At 62.6% G+C, this 17,710-nt stretch carries 15 protein-coding genes and 4 pseudogenes; 5 read left to right on the top strand and 14 right to left on the bottom strand.

What is annotated here, in order from left to right; genetic code table 11:
* Positions 1–89: 89 nt before the first annotated feature.
* From alr to IVB07_RS40545, 3 genes and pseudogenes are all read left to right on the top strand, one after another.
* Positions 90–1,154 (top strand): annotated as a pseudogene (gene alr / locus IVB07_RS34870) (alanine racemase).
* Between the two features lie 59 nt (positions 1,155–1,213).
* Entirely contained in the window at positions 1,214–2,464 is a 1,251-nt protein-coding gene (locus IVB07_RS34875; protein ID WP_018457204.1) for a D-amino acid dehydrogenase, read from the top strand.
* Positions 2,465–2,746: 282 nt separating this feature from the next.
* Positions 2,747–2,875: pseudogene (locus IVB07_RS40545) on the top strand (LysR family transcriptional regulator); the annotation flags it as partial.
* A 51-nt stretch (positions 2,876–2,926) separates the two neighbouring features.
* Here IVB07_RS40545 and IVB07_RS34885 read toward each other — a convergent pair.
* The gene (locus IVB07_RS34885) at positions 2,927–3,172 is read right to left on the bottom strand and encodes a helix-turn-helix transcriptional regulator (RefSeq protein WP_026233326.1); all 246 of its coding nucleotides are present in this window, start codon (positions 3,170–3,172) and stop codon (positions 2,927–2,929) included.
* Between the two features lie 278 nt (positions 3,173–3,450).
* Between IVB07_RS34885 and IVB07_RS34890 the strand changes: the two are divergent.
* Positions 3,451–4,104, top strand: a pseudogene (locus tag IVB07_RS34890) (transposase); the annotation flags it as partial.
* Positions 4,105–4,288: 184 nt separating this feature from the next.
* Here IVB07_RS34890 and istB read toward each other — a convergent pair.
* Positions 4,289–5,139: pseudogene (gene istB, locus IVB07_RS34895) on the bottom strand (IS21-like element helper ATPase IstB).
* Positions 5,139–6,449, bottom strand: coding sequence for an IS21 family transposase (istA, locus tag IVB07_RS34900; protein ID WP_051113019.1), 1,311 nt, complete (start codon positions 6,447–6,449; stop codon positions 5,139–5,141). Before istA ends, istB begins: the two are co-directional and overlap by 1 nt.
* A gap of 626 nt (positions 6,450–7,075) precedes the next feature.
* Between istA and IVB07_RS34905 the strand changes: the two genes are divergently transcribed.
* Positions 7,076–7,987, top strand: coding sequence for a LysR family transcriptional regulator (locus tag IVB07_RS34905; protein WP_198293376.1), 912 nt, complete (start codon positions 7,076–7,078; stop codon positions 7,985–7,987).
* On the opposite strand, the gene IVB07_RS34910 is transcribed toward IVB07_RS34905, so the two are convergent.
* The 11 genes from IVB07_RS34910 to trbB are packed head-to-tail and all read right to left on the bottom strand — an operon-like array spanning position 7,951 to position 17,676.
* Complete coding sequence (locus IVB07_RS34910; protein WP_083926467.1) at positions 7,951–8,208, bottom strand: DUF2274 domain-containing protein; 258 nt, start codon at positions 8,206–8,208, stop codon at positions 7,951–7,953. The two genes, IVB07_RS34905 and IVB07_RS34910, sit on opposite strands and share 37 nt — an antisense overlap.
* A complete protein-coding gene (locus IVB07_RS34915) occupies positions 8,205–9,413 on the bottom strand; it encodes a TrbI/VirB10 family protein (protein WP_018457213.1) in 1,209 nt (402 codons plus the stop codon). Before IVB07_RS34915 ends, IVB07_RS34910 begins: the two co-directional genes overlap by 4 nt.
* Positions 9,404–10,483, bottom strand: a complete 1,080-nt coding sequence (gene trbG, locus IVB07_RS34920; protein WP_018457214.1) for a P-type conjugative transfer protein TrbG — start codon at positions 10,481–10,483, stop codon at positions 9,404–9,406. Before trbG ends, IVB07_RS34915 begins: the two co-directional genes overlap by 10 nt.
* Positions 10,480–11,169 (bottom strand): conjugal transfer protein TrbF, encoded by a 690-nt coding sequence (trbF, locus tag IVB07_RS34925; RefSeq protein ID WP_018457215.1) that lies wholly within the window; start codon positions 11,167–11,169, stop codon positions 10,480–10,482. The genes trbG and trbF overlap by 4 nt, the downstream gene beginning before the upstream one ends.
* 3 nt (positions 11,170–11,172) lie before the next feature.
* Positions 11,173–12,534 (bottom strand): P-type conjugative transfer protein TrbL, encoded by a 1,362-nt coding sequence (trbL, locus tag IVB07_RS34930; RefSeq protein WP_247293531.1) that lies wholly within the window; start codon positions 12,532–12,534, stop codon positions 11,173–11,175.
* Positions 12,531–12,851 (bottom strand): putative entry exclusion protein TrbK-alt, encoded by a 321-nt coding sequence (gene trbK-alt / locus IVB07_RS34935; RefSeq protein ID WP_018457216.1) that lies wholly within the window; start codon positions 12,849–12,851, stop codon positions 12,531–12,533. Before trbK-alt ends, trbL begins: the two co-directional genes overlap by 4 nt.
* Before the next feature lie 12 nt (positions 12,852–12,863).
* On the bottom strand, positions 12,864–13,622 hold the full coding sequence (gene trbJ / locus IVB07_RS34940) for a P-type conjugative transfer protein TrbJ (RefSeq protein ID WP_026233328.1): 759 nt from the start codon (positions 13,620–13,622) through the stop codon (positions 12,864–12,866).
* Positions 13,619–16,057 carry a conjugal transfer protein TrbE gene (trbE, locus tag IVB07_RS34945; protein ID WP_018457218.1) on the bottom strand — a complete coding sequence of 813 codons (2,439 nt, stop codon included), beginning with the start codon at positions 16,055–16,057 and terminating at the stop codon, positions 13,619–13,621. Before trbE ends, trbJ begins: the two co-directional genes overlap by 4 nt.
* Before the next feature lie 7 nt (positions 16,058–16,064).
* A complete protein-coding gene (locus tag IVB07_RS34950) occupies positions 16,065–16,340 on the bottom strand; it encodes a VirB3 family type IV secretion system protein (RefSeq protein ID WP_018457219.1) in 276 nt (91 codons plus the stop codon).
* Positions 16,340–16,681: a TrbC/VirB2 family protein gene (locus IVB07_RS34955; RefSeq protein ID WP_018457220.1), complete on the bottom strand. Its 342-nt coding sequence runs from the start codon at positions 16,679–16,681 to the stop codon at positions 16,340–16,342. Before IVB07_RS34955 ends, IVB07_RS34950 begins: the two co-directional genes overlap by 1 nt.
* A complete protein-coding gene (gene trbB / locus IVB07_RS34960) occupies positions 16,678–17,676 on the bottom strand; it encodes a P-type conjugative transfer ATPase TrbB (protein ID WP_018457221.1) in 999 nt (332 codons plus the stop codon). Before trbB ends, IVB07_RS34955 begins: the two co-directional genes overlap by 4 nt.
* Positions 17,677–17,710 lie beyond the last annotated feature (34 nt).

Genomic DNA, 17,710 nt, shown 5'->3' on the forward strand with positions numbered 1-17,710 from the left:
CGCCTTTCGTCATGCAAAGCGAAAACAAATTCGACCGAACTGCTCCGCAGCCGCTTGTAGATGGGGAAGCACAGGGCTTTCGCGGCTACATGACCGTCGACTTGACCGCACTGCGCCGGAATTTTGAGCGTATCGCAGCTTTGGCGAACCCGGCCAGCGTTGCGGCAGTCGTCAAGGCCGACGCCTATGGTCTGGGTGCCATCCAGGTGGCGAGGTCATTGCTCGATGCAGGCTGCAGACACTTTTTTGTGGCGCAAGCGGAGGAAGCCATTGCGCTGCGGCCTCATCTTCCAAACGACGCTCAGCTCTTTGTGCTGAATGGCCTGCTGCCCGGCGCGGAGCCCGCTTGCGCTTCAGCCCACATCATTCCCGTCATCAACTCCTTATGCCAGCTTCAGCGGTGGCGCGCTCGGGCGCGTCGAAGGTAGGCGTCTGCCTGCTATTCTACAATTCGATACCGGCATGTCACGGCTCGGATTTGCGCCCGCCGAGCGCGCTGTGGTGCGCATGGAAATAGCGCAATCACCGGAACTCGAGATTCTCTACGTGATGAGCCATCTCGCCTCTGCAGATGAGCCCACCAAGGGGCAGAATGCTGCGCAGCTTGCAGAAATGCTGATGGTGACACAGGAATTTGCCCCGGTACCATTCTGCTTTGCCAACTCGGCTGGCGTACTGATGGGCAAGGACTATCACGGTGCTCTTGTCCGTTCGGGGATCGCGCTCTATGGCGGCGCGGCGCAGGCAAGTGTCGCAAATCCGATGGAGCCAGTCGTGAGCCTCTCGATTGCAGTTGCGCAGACCCGCACGGACCGTGCGGCACGCTGGTCGGCTACAGTGGAACGCACGTTACCACCGGCAGCACCCGGCTTGCCACTCTTTGCGCCGGCTATGCTGACGGTCTCCCACGGAGTCTGAGCGGTCGCGGGGCCGTCTACTACCGCGGTCAACGTCTGCCCATCCTGGGTCGCGTCTCGATGGACAGCATGACAGTCGACATCTCCGGTCTGCCTGATGATGCACTCGGTCTCGGAAGCCTCGTCGAAGTGATCGGTCCTCATCAGACAATCGAGGCGCTGGCAGCTGACGCGGGCACGATCGCCTACGAAATTCTCACAGGCCTCGGTTCTCGCTTCCGCAGAGAATATCGCTGACGCGATCGCGGCAAATGCCTCCCGTCGCTATCGTTTAAACAGAACATTGGACCGAAACGATGAAAGTCACGAGTTTAGGCGCGGGCGTTATCGGCGTCACAACCGCATATCAACTTGCAAAGCTCGGGCACGAAGTCGTCGTTGTCGATAGGCAGTCGGGTCCAGCACTGGAGACCAGTTATGCGAACGACGGGGAGGTCTCCTTTGGCTATTGTTCGCCTTGCGCTGCCCCCGGAATCCCTATGAAGGCCGTCAGGTGGATGCTCATGCGGCATGCGCCATTGATCCTTCGCCCGAAGCTTGATGCCGCGATGCTATCTTGGCTTGTCCGCATGCTGTCCAACTGCACAGCCAGCCGGTATGCCCGCAACAAGGGACGGATGCTGCGTCTGGCGGACTACAGTCGCAAGGCGCTTGCCGAGGTAAGGGCGGAAGCCTCGCTTCACTATGACGAGCGCATGCAGGGAACCCTGCAGCTGTTTCGAACACAACAGCAGCTCGATGCATCAGCAAAGGACGTGAAGGCTCTTGCAGCAGATGGCGTTCCATTTGAGGTGCTCGATCGAGACGGTTGCGTTCGGGTCGAACCCGCATTGCGCCATGTTCGCGATCGAATAGTCGGAGGACTTTTGACTCCGAAGGACGAGACCGGCGATTGCTTCAAGTTCACCAATGCACTGGAGCAGAAATCCGCTGCATTGGGCACCGATTTCCGTTACGGACATTGCATCAATGGACTGGACATCGAAGCCGGCCGAGTGCGTGGTGTGATCACCGATCGCGGGGCTATTCGTTCGGACGCGGTCGTTGTCGCACTGGGAAGTTATTCGCCGCTTCTCCTCAAGAAAATAGGAATCAAGTTGCCAGTCTATCCTGTCAAGGGATACTCGCTGACGATTCCCATTACCGACACTTCGCGCGCTCCCGAATCGACGGTCATGGACGAGACATACAAGATTGCGATTACCCGCCTCGGGGATCGCATTCGTGTCGGCGGAATGGCCGAAATCTCGGGTTACACCAATGACCTCGTCGAGGCACGCCGGCTAACGCTGGAGTATTCCGTGATGGATCTGTTTCCCGGTGGAGATCCCAAAAAGGCGTCCTTCTGGTCAGGGCTACGACCGATGACCCCGGATGGAACGCCAATTATCGGCGGGACCAGAATTAGTAATCTATTCTTGAACACAGGACATGGCACTCTCGGTTGGACGATGAGTTGCGGCTCCGCACGGGTCATAGCGGACCTTGTCTCTGGTCGAAGGCCTGACATTGAAGCTGCGGATTTCGGACTAGAGCGTTACGAATAGTTCTAGGCCTAAGGAACGAGTCGGCTGAACTTGGACGATGAGACTCGCACGCGAAGGGTGTGTGGCTTCCACAAAGGCATCATGCTCGTACGGACCAATATGCCAGGCAGGAAGGATCGCAAGCGCTAGCAGGATTGCGAAAGTGACTGTCCCCATCGGGGCATAGGAACAGTGAACGGGCGGACGAGGCGGCGCGAAGCAGTGCAAGCTCCCTTCAAGAGAAATCTTGGTCACGAGCAAGCTGTCATAGGTTTCGACGTGCCAGTGTAATTTCGAGATCTACGCTGGGCGATCGTCGTATCCCAGCACCGAAGCCTCCGCCAAGCGGCAGAGACCCTCGGAGTTAAGCAGTCAGCGCTGAGGCGTTACCTGCGCAATTTCGAACATAAGTTGGGCGGTGCTATCTTCGAGCGCTCTGCCCAATCGCATATAATGGCTAACCCGCCCAACGACGACGTAAACTCACCGGTTGCGATCTTTAGGAAAGGTCTTGGGCGTCACAGGCCGAACGAAGAATTCGGACAAATGAACGTCCAGCGCCTCGGCGATGCGCTCGAGCAGATCAATTGTCGGGTTTTTCGATTGCCGCTCAAGACTGGCCAAATAGGAGCGGTCAACGCCGGCCTGATAAGCCAATTTCTCTTGCGAAATGCCGCGGCTAATCCGAATCCGACGCACATTCCAAGCCACAAGTGCACGACTTTCCATGTGCAAAGCATGCCATGAGCTCGGGCGTCAAATCACTGGCTATAACCCGCCTATTAGATTTGATCGTTCGGAACTGCCAACAGATAGAATGTGGCCTCGCCCGAAATGGCGGTCAGATTTTCCGCCTACTTATTAGCCCCATCGCGCCGTGCGCCTACGTCGGTTCGAAGATTGGGTTCTGGAACATCTAGCAACTCACGCACATGGGGGTCGTTGAAAAAGCTCCAATTGGCTGATTCCGTTCTCGTCGGCGATTCGCGATCGGCGGAGCAAACGAGATGCTGGGGCGCAAGGAGCGGGATCAGTTGGAGCTCTTCATCACGCGCTCGCTGAAACAGCTCGCCCCAGATGAGCACGTGCTGGCGCGGTCGATCGTGTGCTCGACCCGTCTTGGCTAAGGGAAGAGGTCTCCGACTGCGCGAACGACGGTCGGCCAGGCATCGATCCGGAAGCCGCGGTACGGCTGATGCTCGCGGGTCTGCTCACCGGGATCGTACACGATCGCAAGCTGATCCGTGAGGCTCAGGTCAACATCGCATTCGATGGATTGCTGGTTATGGCCTCCACGAGCAGCTACCGCACCATTCAAGCCTGACGCGCATCCGCCAGCGCTGGGGCGAAGAGCGATTCCGTAGGATCTTGAAACGCACGGTCGAGGCCTGCCTGAAGGCCAAGATCGCAACAGCCGAAGTGGTTCACGTCGATGCGTCGCTGATCCGCGCCAACGTGAGTTGGAACAGCCTCACCGAGCAGCTTGTGATGGATATGCTGAGCGAAAATCAAGGCGAAGATGAAAGTGAGGATGAGAGAAGGTCCGGCAAAGCGGGAAGTACAAAAGGTCTGCACGACTGATCCCCGATGCGACAATGGCCACCAATGCCCGAAACCGGCGGCTGGAGCCCGCTTACAAGCAGCACACTGCCGTCGATGACAAGGTCGCATTGCCTCACCTTAATTGTTACCGGATGCTAAGCCGTTGCCTCACGTAAATTGCTCCCTTGGATCGGGAACGAGCGGGGGCGAAGGTGGGGCGGCTAACCATGGTGACGCGGAAGTGTCAAACGCCATCCGGAACTGCCCCCTTTGCGTCATGAAGAACTGCCCCCACCATCGCGATTACGATCTCGGTTGAAGGTTGTTTCCGCCGGTGGCGGGCCGGAGGGAGGCCGAGCCGACCGGAGGGCCGTCACCGGCGGTGGGCGTCTTGATGAGGCCGCTCTTGCGCTTGGCGCGGAGCCGATAGCTGTCGCCTCGGATCGTCAGCACGTGGCTGTGGTGCAGGAGCCGGTCGAGGATCGCGGTGGCGACCACGGGATCGGCGAACACTGTGCTCCATTCGGCAACGCTGCGGCTCGACGTGATCAGCATGGCGCCGGTTTCGTAGCGCCGGCTGACCAGTTGGAAGAACAGATGCGCCGCGTCAGGTTCAAGCGGCAAGTAGCCGAGTTCGTCGACGATGAGCAGCTTTGGCTTCGACAGCGCGAGCAGTTTCTCGTCCAGGCGTCGCTCGCCGTGCGCCTTGGCAAGGCCTGCGACCAGCGTCGTCGCAGTGGTGAACTGCACGGTGTATCCGGCCAGGATCGCCTCTCGCCCGAGAGCGATCGACAAGTGCGTCTTATCGGGCCGAGCAGCAGCACGTTCTCTCCGTTGGCTATCCAACGTGATGCGGCCAGGTCGCGGATTTGCTTTGGGTCGATCGATGGCTGCGCTTCGAAGTCGAAGCCCGCAAGCTCCTTCACGGCCGGGAAGTGTGCGAGCTTCAGCGCCATCTCGATGCGGCGATGATCCTTGCGCGCGATCTCGCGCTCGCACAGCAGGATCAGCGTCTCACGCGCCGACAGGTTCGCGCGCGCCGCCTCGTCGAGCAGGCTGTCGAGCTGGTCGCGAATGCCGGAGAGCTGCAATCGCGCCAGCATGGCGTCTAGCGGATCGGTTGTTGCTTCAATTACATTCTTTGCCCGTGCCATCAGAAGCTTCCTCCAATCACGGCTTCGTATTCGGCAAGAGGACGCAACAACGAGGGCGGTGGAGACGATCCCGGTACCGTGGCCGCAGCAATCTCCGGCCGGCGGACCGCGCCGTTGCGACCAGCAACACCATCGAGATGGGCAAAGTCGATGATCCGCAGCCGGCGACCCTCCGATAGCTTGTGCACTGCTACCTGGTGCAATCCATGGCGGATCCGCACTTCGCCGGCCGCGATCGTTACCGCCACGCGCTCGCCAATCAGGCGCCACGGTACCGAGTAGCTGTTCGTGTCGATCTGGACGGCGCAATCATTGCCGACGACGCGGGTCAGTTCACGCAAGGATCCGAACGAAGGCTGCCCGCCGAGCGGCTTCAACCGATGTATCTCGTCGCGCGCGAAGCGGATGATCGGCGCCTCTCCGGTCGTGCCATGGATACGAACGTTTGCAACCTCACGCTCCCACCTGTCGAGATGCGCCTCGAATGCTTCCCAGCTTGGGAAGGAATGACCGGCGATTGCGTTCTTCTTCACGTAGCCGACGCCGTTCTCGGTCTTGCCTTTCGTGCGCGCCCGATATGGTGCGCAGGCGCGAGGACGGAAGCCCCGATGTTTTGCGAAGGCGATCAGCTTGTCATTGAACTGAACCGATCGGCTCACCGCGTCGTGGCGCACCACAAGCGCCCGTGGATTGTCCATCAGCACTCCCTCGGGCACACCGCCGAGGGTCGTGAATGTGCTCTCGAGCCCGGCAAACCAATGCTCCTGTCTCTCGGCCCGGAACGCACGCACATGAAGCCGTCGCGAGTGGCCGAGCGTTGCCACGAACACGAATGCCTTGACTTTCGCTCCTCCGATCTCGACCAGGCGCTCCCCAAAGTCGATCTGCAGCTGTCGGCCCGGCGGCGTCTCAAACCGCGTCGTCGCCAGAGCCTCCGCCTTCAGCGCCTGGCGATAGGGCTGCACGGCGCGTTGCAGCGTCCGCCGGCTGACTGTTACGCCTCTCTCGGCCAACAGGTCCTGGCGCACCACGTCGGCATTGCCGCGATGCCGAACGAGCCTCTCGCGCAGCCAACCCTCAAGGCCGTCGAGACGCTTCGGCCGCTCAGGCGACTTGAACGCCTTCACCCCGCCCGCCACCACGTAGCCCTTCACCGTGTGATGGCTGCAGCCCAGCTGTCGCGCAATCCGCTTCAGACCCCACCCGCACGCCCTCAGGCGCAACATCTCCGCCACGTCATCCGGCGTCTTCATCACCTGCCCCCGTGGATCAATCCACGACGAGCCTTCAGTGATTCGTTCCCGCTTCATTCACTCTCTCCCCAGCTATCCGAGGAGGGGGCAATTCCTCGTGACGCTGAGGGGGCAGTTTTCCATGGCGCGCGACACGGAAGGAACTGACGGCGGCGGCAGGCGCGCGCTATCGGACGTCGAGTCGCGCCAATCCGGCCAGGCGATACGCCCGGGAAATCGACCCGAAATGGTGAATCACGGTCAAACCTGCGCGCAAGTTCGGCTCATCATATAACGCAATCGGCGCGACAGGCTCGAAACCGGAAAACCTCGTCCATGCAAACTCGGGATTTATTTATCACAACCGGCTTCTGCAGTCTGTGGATCGTCCGATTGTATGTCACTCGACCGATGCACAGTTCGCTGTTCCCTCGACAAGATCTCCGAATGATTGCAGGGCAAAGCAAGCAAGCTCCCGGCCCGATGGACAGCAGTTCGGCAAGCGAATGCCCTGGGCAGGATCGCGCAGGATCGGGCCACACTGCGGATATTCCCGGTTTTACCCATTTAGATTGAAATTTTGCTTCCCATTGATTTGGAAGAAAATTCTACTACCAGTTGTTTTTTTGATCGATCCCAACTGCGGTTTGGCATGGTAGCACCGAATCATACGAGCTAGAGGGGGTTGCGCTTCGACCGTGCCAATGGAATTTCGAGATCTACGCTGGGCTATCGTCGCATCCCAGCACCGAAGCCTCCGCCAAGCGGCAGAGACCCTCAGGGTTAAGCAGTCAACGCTGAGTCGCCGTCTGCGCAATCTCGAACATAAGTTGGGCGGTGCCATCTTCGAGCGCACTAAAGCCGGTACGCGACCGACCATCGAAGGTCAGGAATTCCTCGATGCTGCCCGGCGCATCGTGAATGATACTGAGGCGATGACCGGCCGCCTCAAGAGCCGCTGGCGCGGCGAGAGCGGTCTATTGAACATCGGGATCCACGCCTCATTCTCCGCCGGCAATCTACGGGGCACCCTTCTCGAGCACCAGCGGCGCTTCCCTGATGTCAAACCGCATTTCGTCGACGGATCGAGCGACGATTTGATGTCCGATCTCGCCAGCTCCGCCATTGACGTCGCCTTCCTGGTCGAGCCCAATGCGAGCTGGAGCGACAGATCCTTGTTGCTCTGGAGCGAACGTGCCGTGGTTGCTCTCCCCGCGGGTCATCCGTTAGCAGGCCGTGATGTGGTTCACTGGGGCGAACTGAGGCACGAAGCCCTTTTGGTGACAGAACACGGCCCCGGTCCCGAACTCGTCAAGCTTCTCATCAGCAAAATGGGAAGTCTTGATACTTGTCAATTGCTCCACCATGAAGCGTCGCTCGACCGGCTTCTCACCTCGGTCGGAGCCGGCTGGGGTATCCTCCTGGCACTCGAAGGTGCGACGGGCGCCACCTATCCGGGAGTTACCTTCCGCGAGGTGCATGGTACCGAAGGTCCGACGCGGCTGAGCTTCCGCGCGTATTGGCGGCAGGACAATTGCAATCCATCGCTGCGTCCGTTTCTCGACCTGCTTCGCGAGCGTTATCCGGACCTCTCGGCTGCGCCAGGTACGGATTGAGCAGCATTTCGTCGGGCCTTCGCAAAGGCGCGGTCGGTTGCCATGAATCGCTCTATCATCGGCGCGATCAGTTTGGCGGGCTCGATCGGCGTGGTCGCCCTTCCGCTACGAGACAAAATCTCAGCGTAGCTTTTGAGATCCCTGAAGACCGTCGCCGGCAGCTCGACGCTGAGCTTGACTGGTTTGTCGTCTTCGAGTGGTCCAAGCTTGAGCTTCGTCATCGCGCACCTTTTTGTCCGTAGGGAGCCAGCACCAGGTCGCGAGTAACGATGACCCGGACCGGGAAACCTGGCCGAATGGTCAGCGTCGGTTGGATGTTGAGCTGACGCTGCACGATCTGCTGGCCGGTCTGGCTGATGCTGTTGGACGCACCGCTGCGGATCGCTTGAACAAGATTGTTCTCGTTCTGGCTCGTGCCCGCCTCGGCTCCGACGCTGAGCATGGTCGAGAGAACAGCGGCCTTGAACAGCATGCCCCAATGGTTGTCGACCTCGTCCTCAAGCCCGGCATAACCGCCGGTGTCGGCGCCGGGCTGGCGCTCCAGCACGATGGAGGTGCCTTCCGGCATGATGATGCGGGTCCAGACCAGGAGGATGCGGCTTTGGCCGAACGCGACGGAGCTGTCGTACTGACCGATCAGTTTTGCGCCCTGAGGGATCAGAAGATACCTGCCGGACGGACTATCATACACCGCCTCGGTCACCTGGGCGGTGATTTGGCCGGGCAGATCGGACCTGATGCCCGTGTTGAGCGCCGCCGGAATCACGGTGCCCGCCTGCACGACATAAGGAGAAACTTTGGCCTCGAGCCGGTCGGGACTGACCGTGCGCTTGTCCGTCGAACCGTTGAGAAAGGCCGTCTTGCGATCCTGCATGTTCTGGGCGGACCCGGCATCGACGGGGGGTGTCGCGGCCGGGGTCGTCGCGGTTGCGGTCGAACTATTCGGAATGAGCTGGCCGACGCTGTGTGGTTGCTGATTGGTCTGGGCAAAGAGACGACTGACACGGGCCGCCTCAACCTCCTGGGATCTGTGCTGTGCCTCCGGATCGGGCGCCGTTCCCGGGACCACGGTGTTGGGTGCCGCGCCTGCGTTGAGGATCGGCTTGCCGAGATCGCCGGGCAGCGGCGGCCCGAGCGGCGGTGCCTGACGCGGCAGTCCGGTATAATCCTTCGGCAAGGCGGCGAGGCCCTCAGGTGATGGACGGTTCTGGGTGCTGAGCAACTCCTGGCCGGCTTGCTGCTTGTTGCGGGTCTGGAGCGCGTAGCCGAGTGCACCCGCGATTGCGAGGGCAGACACCGCGCCGAGGCCGATCAGCATCTTGCGCGAGAGGCGCGTGACAGGTGGCCACTCGCCCCGGAGCCGCAAATCCGGCGGCGCCACGGGTGGAATGTCGTTTTGACGTTCGTCTTCGCCGCCTATCGCCATGCTCGCGGCCTCCCATCGGTGCGGACGACGCGCACGCGCCGCTCACTGTCCTTGTCGCCAAGACGCAATTCGGCGGCGGCGAACAGGCGGTCGACGATGTAGTAGTTGCGGTTCGCCCGGTAATTTACTAGCTCGGAGCCGCCGGCCGGACCAATGACGAACAGCGGCGGCATCTCGCCCTGGGCGATTCCGCTGGGGAATTCGATGTAGACCTTATTGCCGTCGTCGAAGGCGCGCAGCGGACGCCAGGCCGGATCATCGCCCTCGATCGCGTAGCGGAAGTTGATCGAGCCGAGATCGACACCGGCTGCAATTGGCGCGGCTGCTTCAGCCGTCGCGTTCTGCTGCCGAAGTGCGATGAGCTGGTCCTCGGGATATTGCCAGGAGACCGAGGCCATATAGGTCTTTTCCGTCGAGCGCAGCTCGAGGAGATAGGTCCGCCGGTCGGTGTTGATGACGAGATTGGTGACCAACTCCGGCCGCGTCGGCTTAACCAGGATGTGGATCTTCTTGGTCGCTCCCGCGCCGCTCTCGGTGTCGCCGATGATCCAGCGCACGGTGTCGCCTGCGGCGACCGGACCTGAGCCTGTGAGCCGCTCGCCCTCCTGGAGGGCGACATCGGTGATCTGGCCGGGCGCCGTATAGACCTGATAGAGGGCGCCGCCGGAGAACGGATAGACCTGGACGGCATTGATGAAGCCGTTGCGGACCGGCTGCACGCGTGCCGCGGCGTTCGCCTGTTTGACGCGGACTTTTGGGTCGGCGGCTTCGGGGATCCGTTTACTAGCAGTGAGCGGCTTCAACTGCCCGGGCAGCGGCAGGGGCTTTGGCAATTCCACGATCTTGACGGGCGGCGGCGGATCAGTGGTGAGCGCTGCCGGCTCCGCAGTGTCATAGTTGATGTCGGGCGGGATGAAATTGTGCGCGCAGCCGCCAAGCACCGAGGCGACCATCAGCAAAGCCGCAAAGGCGGGTTTACGGAAAGACGTATCGCCGTCTTTCCAATTTTGGTGAACGATGGAAAAGCGCCAAGCCGGACCGCCGGCTTTCGAGAAATTCGGCGGGGTCATTGTCCCAGCTCCTTCGACCAGTTGATAGCGTTGACGTAGATGCCGAGTGGATTCTTGCGCAGCCGATCGGCGTCCGTGGGCGGCGCAATTGCGATGGTGAGGATCGCGGTCCAACGTGTGGTGCCGGCGAGCGCTCCGTCCTGATAGCGGTGCTCGACCCAAGCGACGCGAAAACTGTCGGGCGAGGCGCGGATGACGCTGGAGACGTCGATCGCGACCTGCTGCTTGCCGAGATTGGCGAAGGGGTCATTGGCGCGGGCGTAGTCGTTCAGCGCCACCGAGCCCGCCGTGGTCGTGAAATCATAAGCCTGCAGCCAGTTGTGCCGCACGATGATTGGATCGGCCGGAAGCGAGCGAACGATCTGGATGAAGTGGGCGAGATACCAGGCAATCTGCGGGTCGTTCGGCCTGTAGTCCGCGGTGGCTGGCGCCACGGCCTGCGCCTCCCCGAGCTTGTCGACCTGCACCACCCAGGGAACGACGGTGCCGTGCGCGGATTCCCAGACGAGCCCACCAGCGAGGCCGCAAGAAAGGATCAGCGAACCGAAGGCCATCAGCCGCCAGTTCCTGGCCTGCACGCGGGCGGAGCCGATGCGTTCATCCCAAACCCGCGCCGCACGCTGGTAGGGGGTTTCGGGTTCGGGCGTGCGGCCATAGCGGACCGACGATCGCCGGAAGACTGACATTTCTTATTCTCCCCCTGATAGCTCGACGGAGTGGCCGCCACCATGGCTGTCGCCGGATTTGAGGGCTTGCGCGGCTGTCTGAGCGCCGTGAATGACGGTCTGATTGCGCTTGACGCGCTGGGCCCAGGCGGGCGGACCGCTTTCGCTCGCTGCTTGAGATTCGGCTCCATCGGGTGCAGCCTCGCCACTCCCGATGGTCCCCATCGTCGAGGAGCCACCGGTGTTGGCGACGCCGGCACGGGCACCGGAGGTGAAGCTCTCTCTCATTGCCCCCGCCGCTTGGGAAGCGGCGCGTCTGACGGGAGCTGCCGCGTGACTTGCCGCCGCGCGGCCTGCGCCACCGAGACCGGACGCGACGCTGCCAACGCCGGACCGACCGGCCGATGCGAGGCTGTAGGCGGAGGACACACCGCCCGCCATCGCCGCACCACCACGCGCGGCGGCCGCAGCACCGGAACTAGCCGCCATCGCCCCCCTTCCGGCGAGCCCAAGCGCAGCTCCACCCGCCATAGCCGTGCCGGCGACGGCGAGGCCCGTGCCGACGGCAGCGCCGACGCCAAGCTGCGGCGCGCCCGACACAAGCCCGGTGGCGATGCCCGGACCGAAAATGCCGAGGCCGAGCATGGCGAGTGCCGCCAGCACGACAGAGAGCGCTTGCTCGATGGTCGGCTCCCCGCCGGCATAGGCAGTTGTGAATTGGGAGAAGAGCCCGGTGCCGATGCCGACGATGACAGCAAGCACCATGACCTTCACGCCGGAGGCAACGACGTTGCCCAGCACCTTTTCCGCGAGGAAGGCGGTCTTGTTGAAAAGCGCGAAGGGAATAAGGATGAAACCGGCAAGCGTCGTCAGCTTGAACTCGAGCAGCGTTACGAACAGTTGCACCGCCAGAATGAAGAAGGCGATCAGCACGAGTAGCCAGGACACCATCAGCACGGCAATCTGGACGAAGTTCGCAAAGAAGCTGGTGAAGCCCATCATTTGGCTTGCGGAGTCGAGCAACGGTTGCCCGGCATCGAGTCCGACCTGCGCAAGTCGGCCGGGCCGCAGGAAGTCCGCGGTCGAGATTGATGAGCCGCCGGCCTTCAGTCCGAGGCTAGCGAAGCTATTGAAGATGATGCCTGAGAGCTTGGTGAAGTTGGTGATGATGAAGGCAAAGAAGCCGATGTAGAGGGTCTTCTTCACCAGCCGTTGGAGAATGTCTTCGTCTGCGCCCCAGGCCCAGAACAGGCCGGCGAGCGTGATGTCGATGACGATCAACGTCGACGACACATACGTGACCTCGCCTTTGATCAGGCCGAAACCTGAATCGATGTAGGTCGTGAAGGTATTGAGAAAGGTGTCGATGACGCCGACGTTGTTCACGGCTTCTCTCCCTGTGGAGCACTCGTCGTCGGCTGTGTGGCCGGCGCGGCCTGCGGCAGAAGTGGCCGCGCCGGCCCGCCGAAGAAGCGCGCGCGGTTCTCCTCCCAGACCGCCTGGCAGTGCGGATCTTCGGCATCCTGGGGGCCAAGCGCGCGGCAGCGGCGCAGCTCGGCCGAGAGATTATCGGGAGCGGAGACAGAGGGTGCATCGGATACAGGCCGCTTCGCCGGACGCCGATGAATGACGTGCAGCGTGGCAAGAAAAATCGCGAACACAATGATCATCGCGCCTACGCGAAGGATATCCGAGCGCTCCATGATCGGTGTGCCTTAGTTGCCGCTGAACATGGTGACATTGCCGGGCTGATAGCCGCTGCGTGTCGAGAAGATCTTGTATTGTTGCTGGCCCTGCGATTCGGTCGCGGTCACGCGCGCCTGCTCCAGCGCGTCCGCCCGTCCCTTTGCGGCGAGCACCGCGACTAGATCGGATAGCTGCTGGGAATGCAGGGCCAGGAGCTGATTGCCGGCCTGAGCGGCCTGCAGGGCGCCACTCGCCGACTGGCTGGCGGTGACCAGCGAGCTCATTGCGCTGGAGTTGGTCGAGATATTGCCGACGACCCCGGCCTGCACCTTGAGCGAGTCTTCGAACGCGCCTACCGAGTTCTGCCAACGACTTTGGGCCGCGGCAAACATTGTCGAATTGGAGCCCGTGGCCGCCGCCGTGCCGTAGGTGCTGGAATATGTCGTCTGGATGCGCTCGACGTTGAAGGCGATGTTCTGGGCCTGGCTCAGCAGTGACTGAGTCCGTGCGACCTGTGACTGAAGCTGGGTCAGCGTCGACAACGGCAGATTGGCGAGGTTTTTTCCTTGGTTCACCAGGCTCTGAGCCTGATTGGTCAGCATCTGGATCTGATTGTTGATCTGCTGCAACTCACGCGCCGCGGTCAGCACGTTCTGGCTGAAGTTGGTGGGATCGTAGACGATCCACTGCGCGGAGGTTGGCGTCGTCGAAGGCGGCAAGATCGATAGTGCGAGCGAGAGAGCGGCCGCGGCGACCAAGCTTGCGCGTCGCGTCTTAAGAGTGGTCATGATTGCACCTCCAGGTTTGTCAGGTCGGGGATGAGATCGGCGGCCCAGAGCAGCTCGTGATCCGCGAGCCAGGCGGGCGTGAAGTCGTCGCGGCGGTGCTCGGCGAGCAGCCGTTCAATTGCGGCATGGTCGGCCTTGGAGGACGCGGCGCAGAAGGCGAGCGCGACCGGCCCGAGGCCGAGCTCGAAGAGCCGATTGCCCCGACGAGATTGGCAATAATAGTCCCGCTTCGGTGTCGCCCGCGCGATGATCTCGATCTGGCGGTCGTTCAACCCAAACCGCTGGTAGATGGCGGTGATCTGCGGTTCGATCGCGCGCTCATTCGGCAGGAAGATGCGCGTCGGGCAGCTCTCGACGATTGCGGGTGCGATGTTGCTGGCGTCGATGTCGGAGAGCGATTGGGTTGCAAAGACGACAGAGGCGTTCTTCTTCCTCAACGTCTTCAGCCATTCGCGAAGCTGCTGGGCGAAGGCCGGATCGTCGAGGACGAGCCAGCCCTCGTCGATGATGAGCAGCGTCGGCCGACCGTCGAGCCGTCCCTCGATGCGATGGAAGAGGTAGGTGAGGACGGCGGGCGCAGCACCCGCGCCGATCAAGCCCTCGGTCTCGAACGCCTGCACCGACGCGAAGCCGAGCTGCTCGGCCTCCGCGTCGAGCAGGCGGCCGGAGGAGCCACCAACACAATAAGGTTGCAGCGCCTGCTTGAGCGCGGTCGATTGCAACAGAGCAGTGAGGCCGGTGATCGTGCGTTCCTCGACCGGCGAGGATGCCAGCGAGGTCAACGCCGACCAGACATGCTCCTTCGCGGTCGGATCGATGGTGACGCCCTCCTTGGCAAGGATCGCGGTCACCCATTCGGCAGCCCAGGCGCGCTCTGCCGCATCGCCGATACGTGCGAGCGGTTGAAGAGACACGGAGTCCTCCGCGCTGTTCGACAGACTTCCGCCGAGGTCGTGCCAGTCGCCGCCCATGGCAAGCGCAGCTGTGCGGATCGAACCGCCGAAATCGAAGGCGAAGATCTGGCTCTTCCGGTAGCGGCGGAACTGGATCGCCATCAGCGCGAGCAGCACGGACTTGCCGGCACCGGTCGGGCCGACGATCAGGGTGTGACCGACGTCGCCGACATGCAGCGAGAAGCGGAACGGCGTCGAGCCTTCCGTCTTGCCGAAGAAGAGCGGAGAGCTGCGGAAATGCTCATCGCGGTCTGGCCCGGCCCAGACCGCCGAAAGAGGAATCAGGTGAGCCAGGTTCAGTGTCGAGAGCGGCGGCTGGCGGACGTTAGCATAGGCGTGCCCTGGCAGAGAGCCGAGCCAGGCTTCGAGCGCGTTCACCCCTTCCGGCATGCAGGTGAAGTCGCGCCCCTGGATCACCTTCTCGACGAGCCGAAGCTTCTCGGCGGCGAGACCGGCGTCCTCGTCCCAGACGGTGACAGTCGCGGTGACGTAGGCCTGGCCGACATCGTCGGTGCCCAGTTCCAGCAAGGCGAGATCGGCGTCAGTGGCCTTGTTCGCCGCATCGCTATCCACCAGTGTTGAGGCTTCGTTGGTCATCACCTCCTTGACGATGGCAGCGACGGACTTTCGCTTGGCGAACCACTGGCGGCGGATCTTGGTCAGCAGTTTCACCGCCTCGGTCTTGTCGAGCAGGATCGCACGCGTCGACCAGCGGTAGGGGAAGGCAAGCCGGTTCAGCTCGTCGAGGATTCCAGGATGGGTTGCGGTCGGGAAACCGACCACGGTGAGTGTGCGAAGGTGGTGGCTGCCGAGACGCGGCTCGAGGCCGCCGGCGAGCGGCTCATCCGCAAGCAACGCGTCGAGATGCATGGGCGTCTCGGGAACGCGTACGCGCTGTTGCCGGGTCGAGATGGTCGAATGCAGGTAAGTTAGCGTCTCGCCGTCATCGAGCCATGCCACTTCGGGCATGAACCCTTCGACCAATTGCAGGACGCGGTTGGTCCGGTCGACGAAGCCACGCAGCAGCTCGTGAGGATCGACACCGCTCTGCGCTCGGCCCTCATAGAGCCACCCCTCGATGCGCGAGGCATCCTCGGCCGGCGGGAGCCAGACGAGAGTCATAAAATAACGGCTCTCAAAATGCGCGCCGGCCTCCTCGAAAGCGTCCCGTCGTTCCAGATCGACCAGCGCTGATGCGGCGTCGGGAAAGGTGTTGTGCGGATACGTCTGGGCGGTGATACGCTGGGCCTCGACGAAGATCGCCCAGCCTGAGCCGAGACGGCGCAGCGCGTTGTTCAGGCGGGACGTCACGCCGACGAGCTCGGCTGGCGTCGCGCTGTCGAGATCAGGGCCGCGGAAGCGAGCCGTGCGCTGGAACGCGCCGTCCTTGTTGAGGACGATGCCCTTCTCGACCAAAGCGGCCCAAGGCAGGAAGTCGGCGAGACTATGGGGCCGGGTGCGATATTCGGCGAGGTTCAGCATGAAAGGCTCACTCGCCGAGATAGGATGGATAGCGGAGGTGACGTCGAACGACGTCCACGAACTGCGGGTCGCGCTTGGCCGCCCAGACCGCCGCCGCATGGCCCACCGCCCAAATCAGCGCTCCGGGGATCCAGAGGTGGAGGCCGAGCGCGATGGCGGCCGCCAACGTGCCGTTGGCGATCGCAACCGTGCGGGGCGCGCCGCCCATAAGGATCGGATCGGTGAGCGCGCGATGGACCGGCGCGAAGAAGCCCGGAACTTCCGGATCGACGATGCCGGCCATCAGACCAACGCTCCGCCGGAGAAGCTGAAGAAGGTCAGGAAAAAGCTCGACGCGGCGAAGGCGATCGACAGTCCGAAGACGATCTGGATCAGCCGGCGGAAGCCGCCGGAAGTATCGCCGAACGCGAGCGTCAAACCGGTCACGGTAATGATGATGACCGACATGATCTTGGCGACCGGACCTTGCACTGACTCCAGGATCTGGTTGAGCGGCGTCTCCCACGGCATCGAGGAGCCGGAGGCGTGGGCCGCGGGCGCGACAACGATGGAGATGACGGCAATCGCCGCAAGCTCCGTGAAGCGGCGGCGAACGCGACGGATCGCGGCAGGCAATTGGGTCATGATCGGTCTCCGGTAAGCGAGGATTGGCCGCCCGCCTCGGCGGACTGGACGCGGTAATCGCCGGTGGCGGGATCGAGGCCGGCAATGAGAGCGAGTTCGGCAAGGCGGCGTTCGCTGCCGCGGCCGCGCAGCACCGCGACGAGATCGATCGTCTCGGCAATCAGCGCCTTGGGAACGGTGAGGACGGCCTCCTGGATGAGCTGTTCTAGACGACGAAGCGCGCCCAGCGCGGAGCCTGCGTGAATCGTTCCGATCCCGCCGGGGTGGCCCGTTCCCCAGGCTTTGAGGAGCTCCAAGGCTTCGCTGCCGCGTACCTCGCCGATCGGAATCCGGTCGGGGCGTAGACGTAAGGAGGACCGAACCAGATCGGACAGGGATGCGACGCCGTCCTTGGTGCGCAGCGCGACCAGATTCGGAGCGCGGCATTGCAGCTCACGCGTATCCTCGATCAAGACCACGCGATCGGTGGTGCCCGCGATCTCGGCCAGCAGTGCGTTTGTCAGGGTGGTCTTGCCGGTCGAGGTGCCACCGGCGACCAGGATGTTCTTGCGGGCGGCGACGGCTTCGCGGAGCACGCCCGCCTGCCCTGCCGTCATGATGCCGGCCGCGGCGTAGTCGTCGAGGGTAAAAACAGCAACGGCGGGCTTGCGGATCGCAAAGGCCGGCGCCGCAACGACGGGCGGAAGGAGCCCCTCGAACCTCTCCCCCGTCTCGGGAAGCTCGGCCGAGACGCGCGGCTTCTCGCCATGCACCTCGGCGCCAACATGGTGCGCGACCAGACGCACGATCCGCTCGCCATCGGCGGCGGACATCGTTCGTCCGCTATCCTCCAGGCCGCCGGACAGCCGGTCGATCCAGAGCCGGCCATCAGGGTTGAGCATCACCTCGACGATCGAGGGGTCTTCGAGGAAAGTGGCGATCGCGGGGCCGAGCGCGGTGCGCAACATGCGCGCGCCACGCGAGAACGCTTCCGAATGGAGTGAAGTGTCCGCCATGATCGTCCCCCGTCGAGCGCCAATCACGGCAAGC

The organism is Bradyrhizobium sp. 172, from assembly GCF_023101065.1.
Taxonomy (GTDB): domain Bacteria; phylum Pseudomonadota; class Alphaproteobacteria; order Rhizobiales; family Xanthobacteraceae; genus Bradyrhizobium; species Bradyrhizobium canariense_D.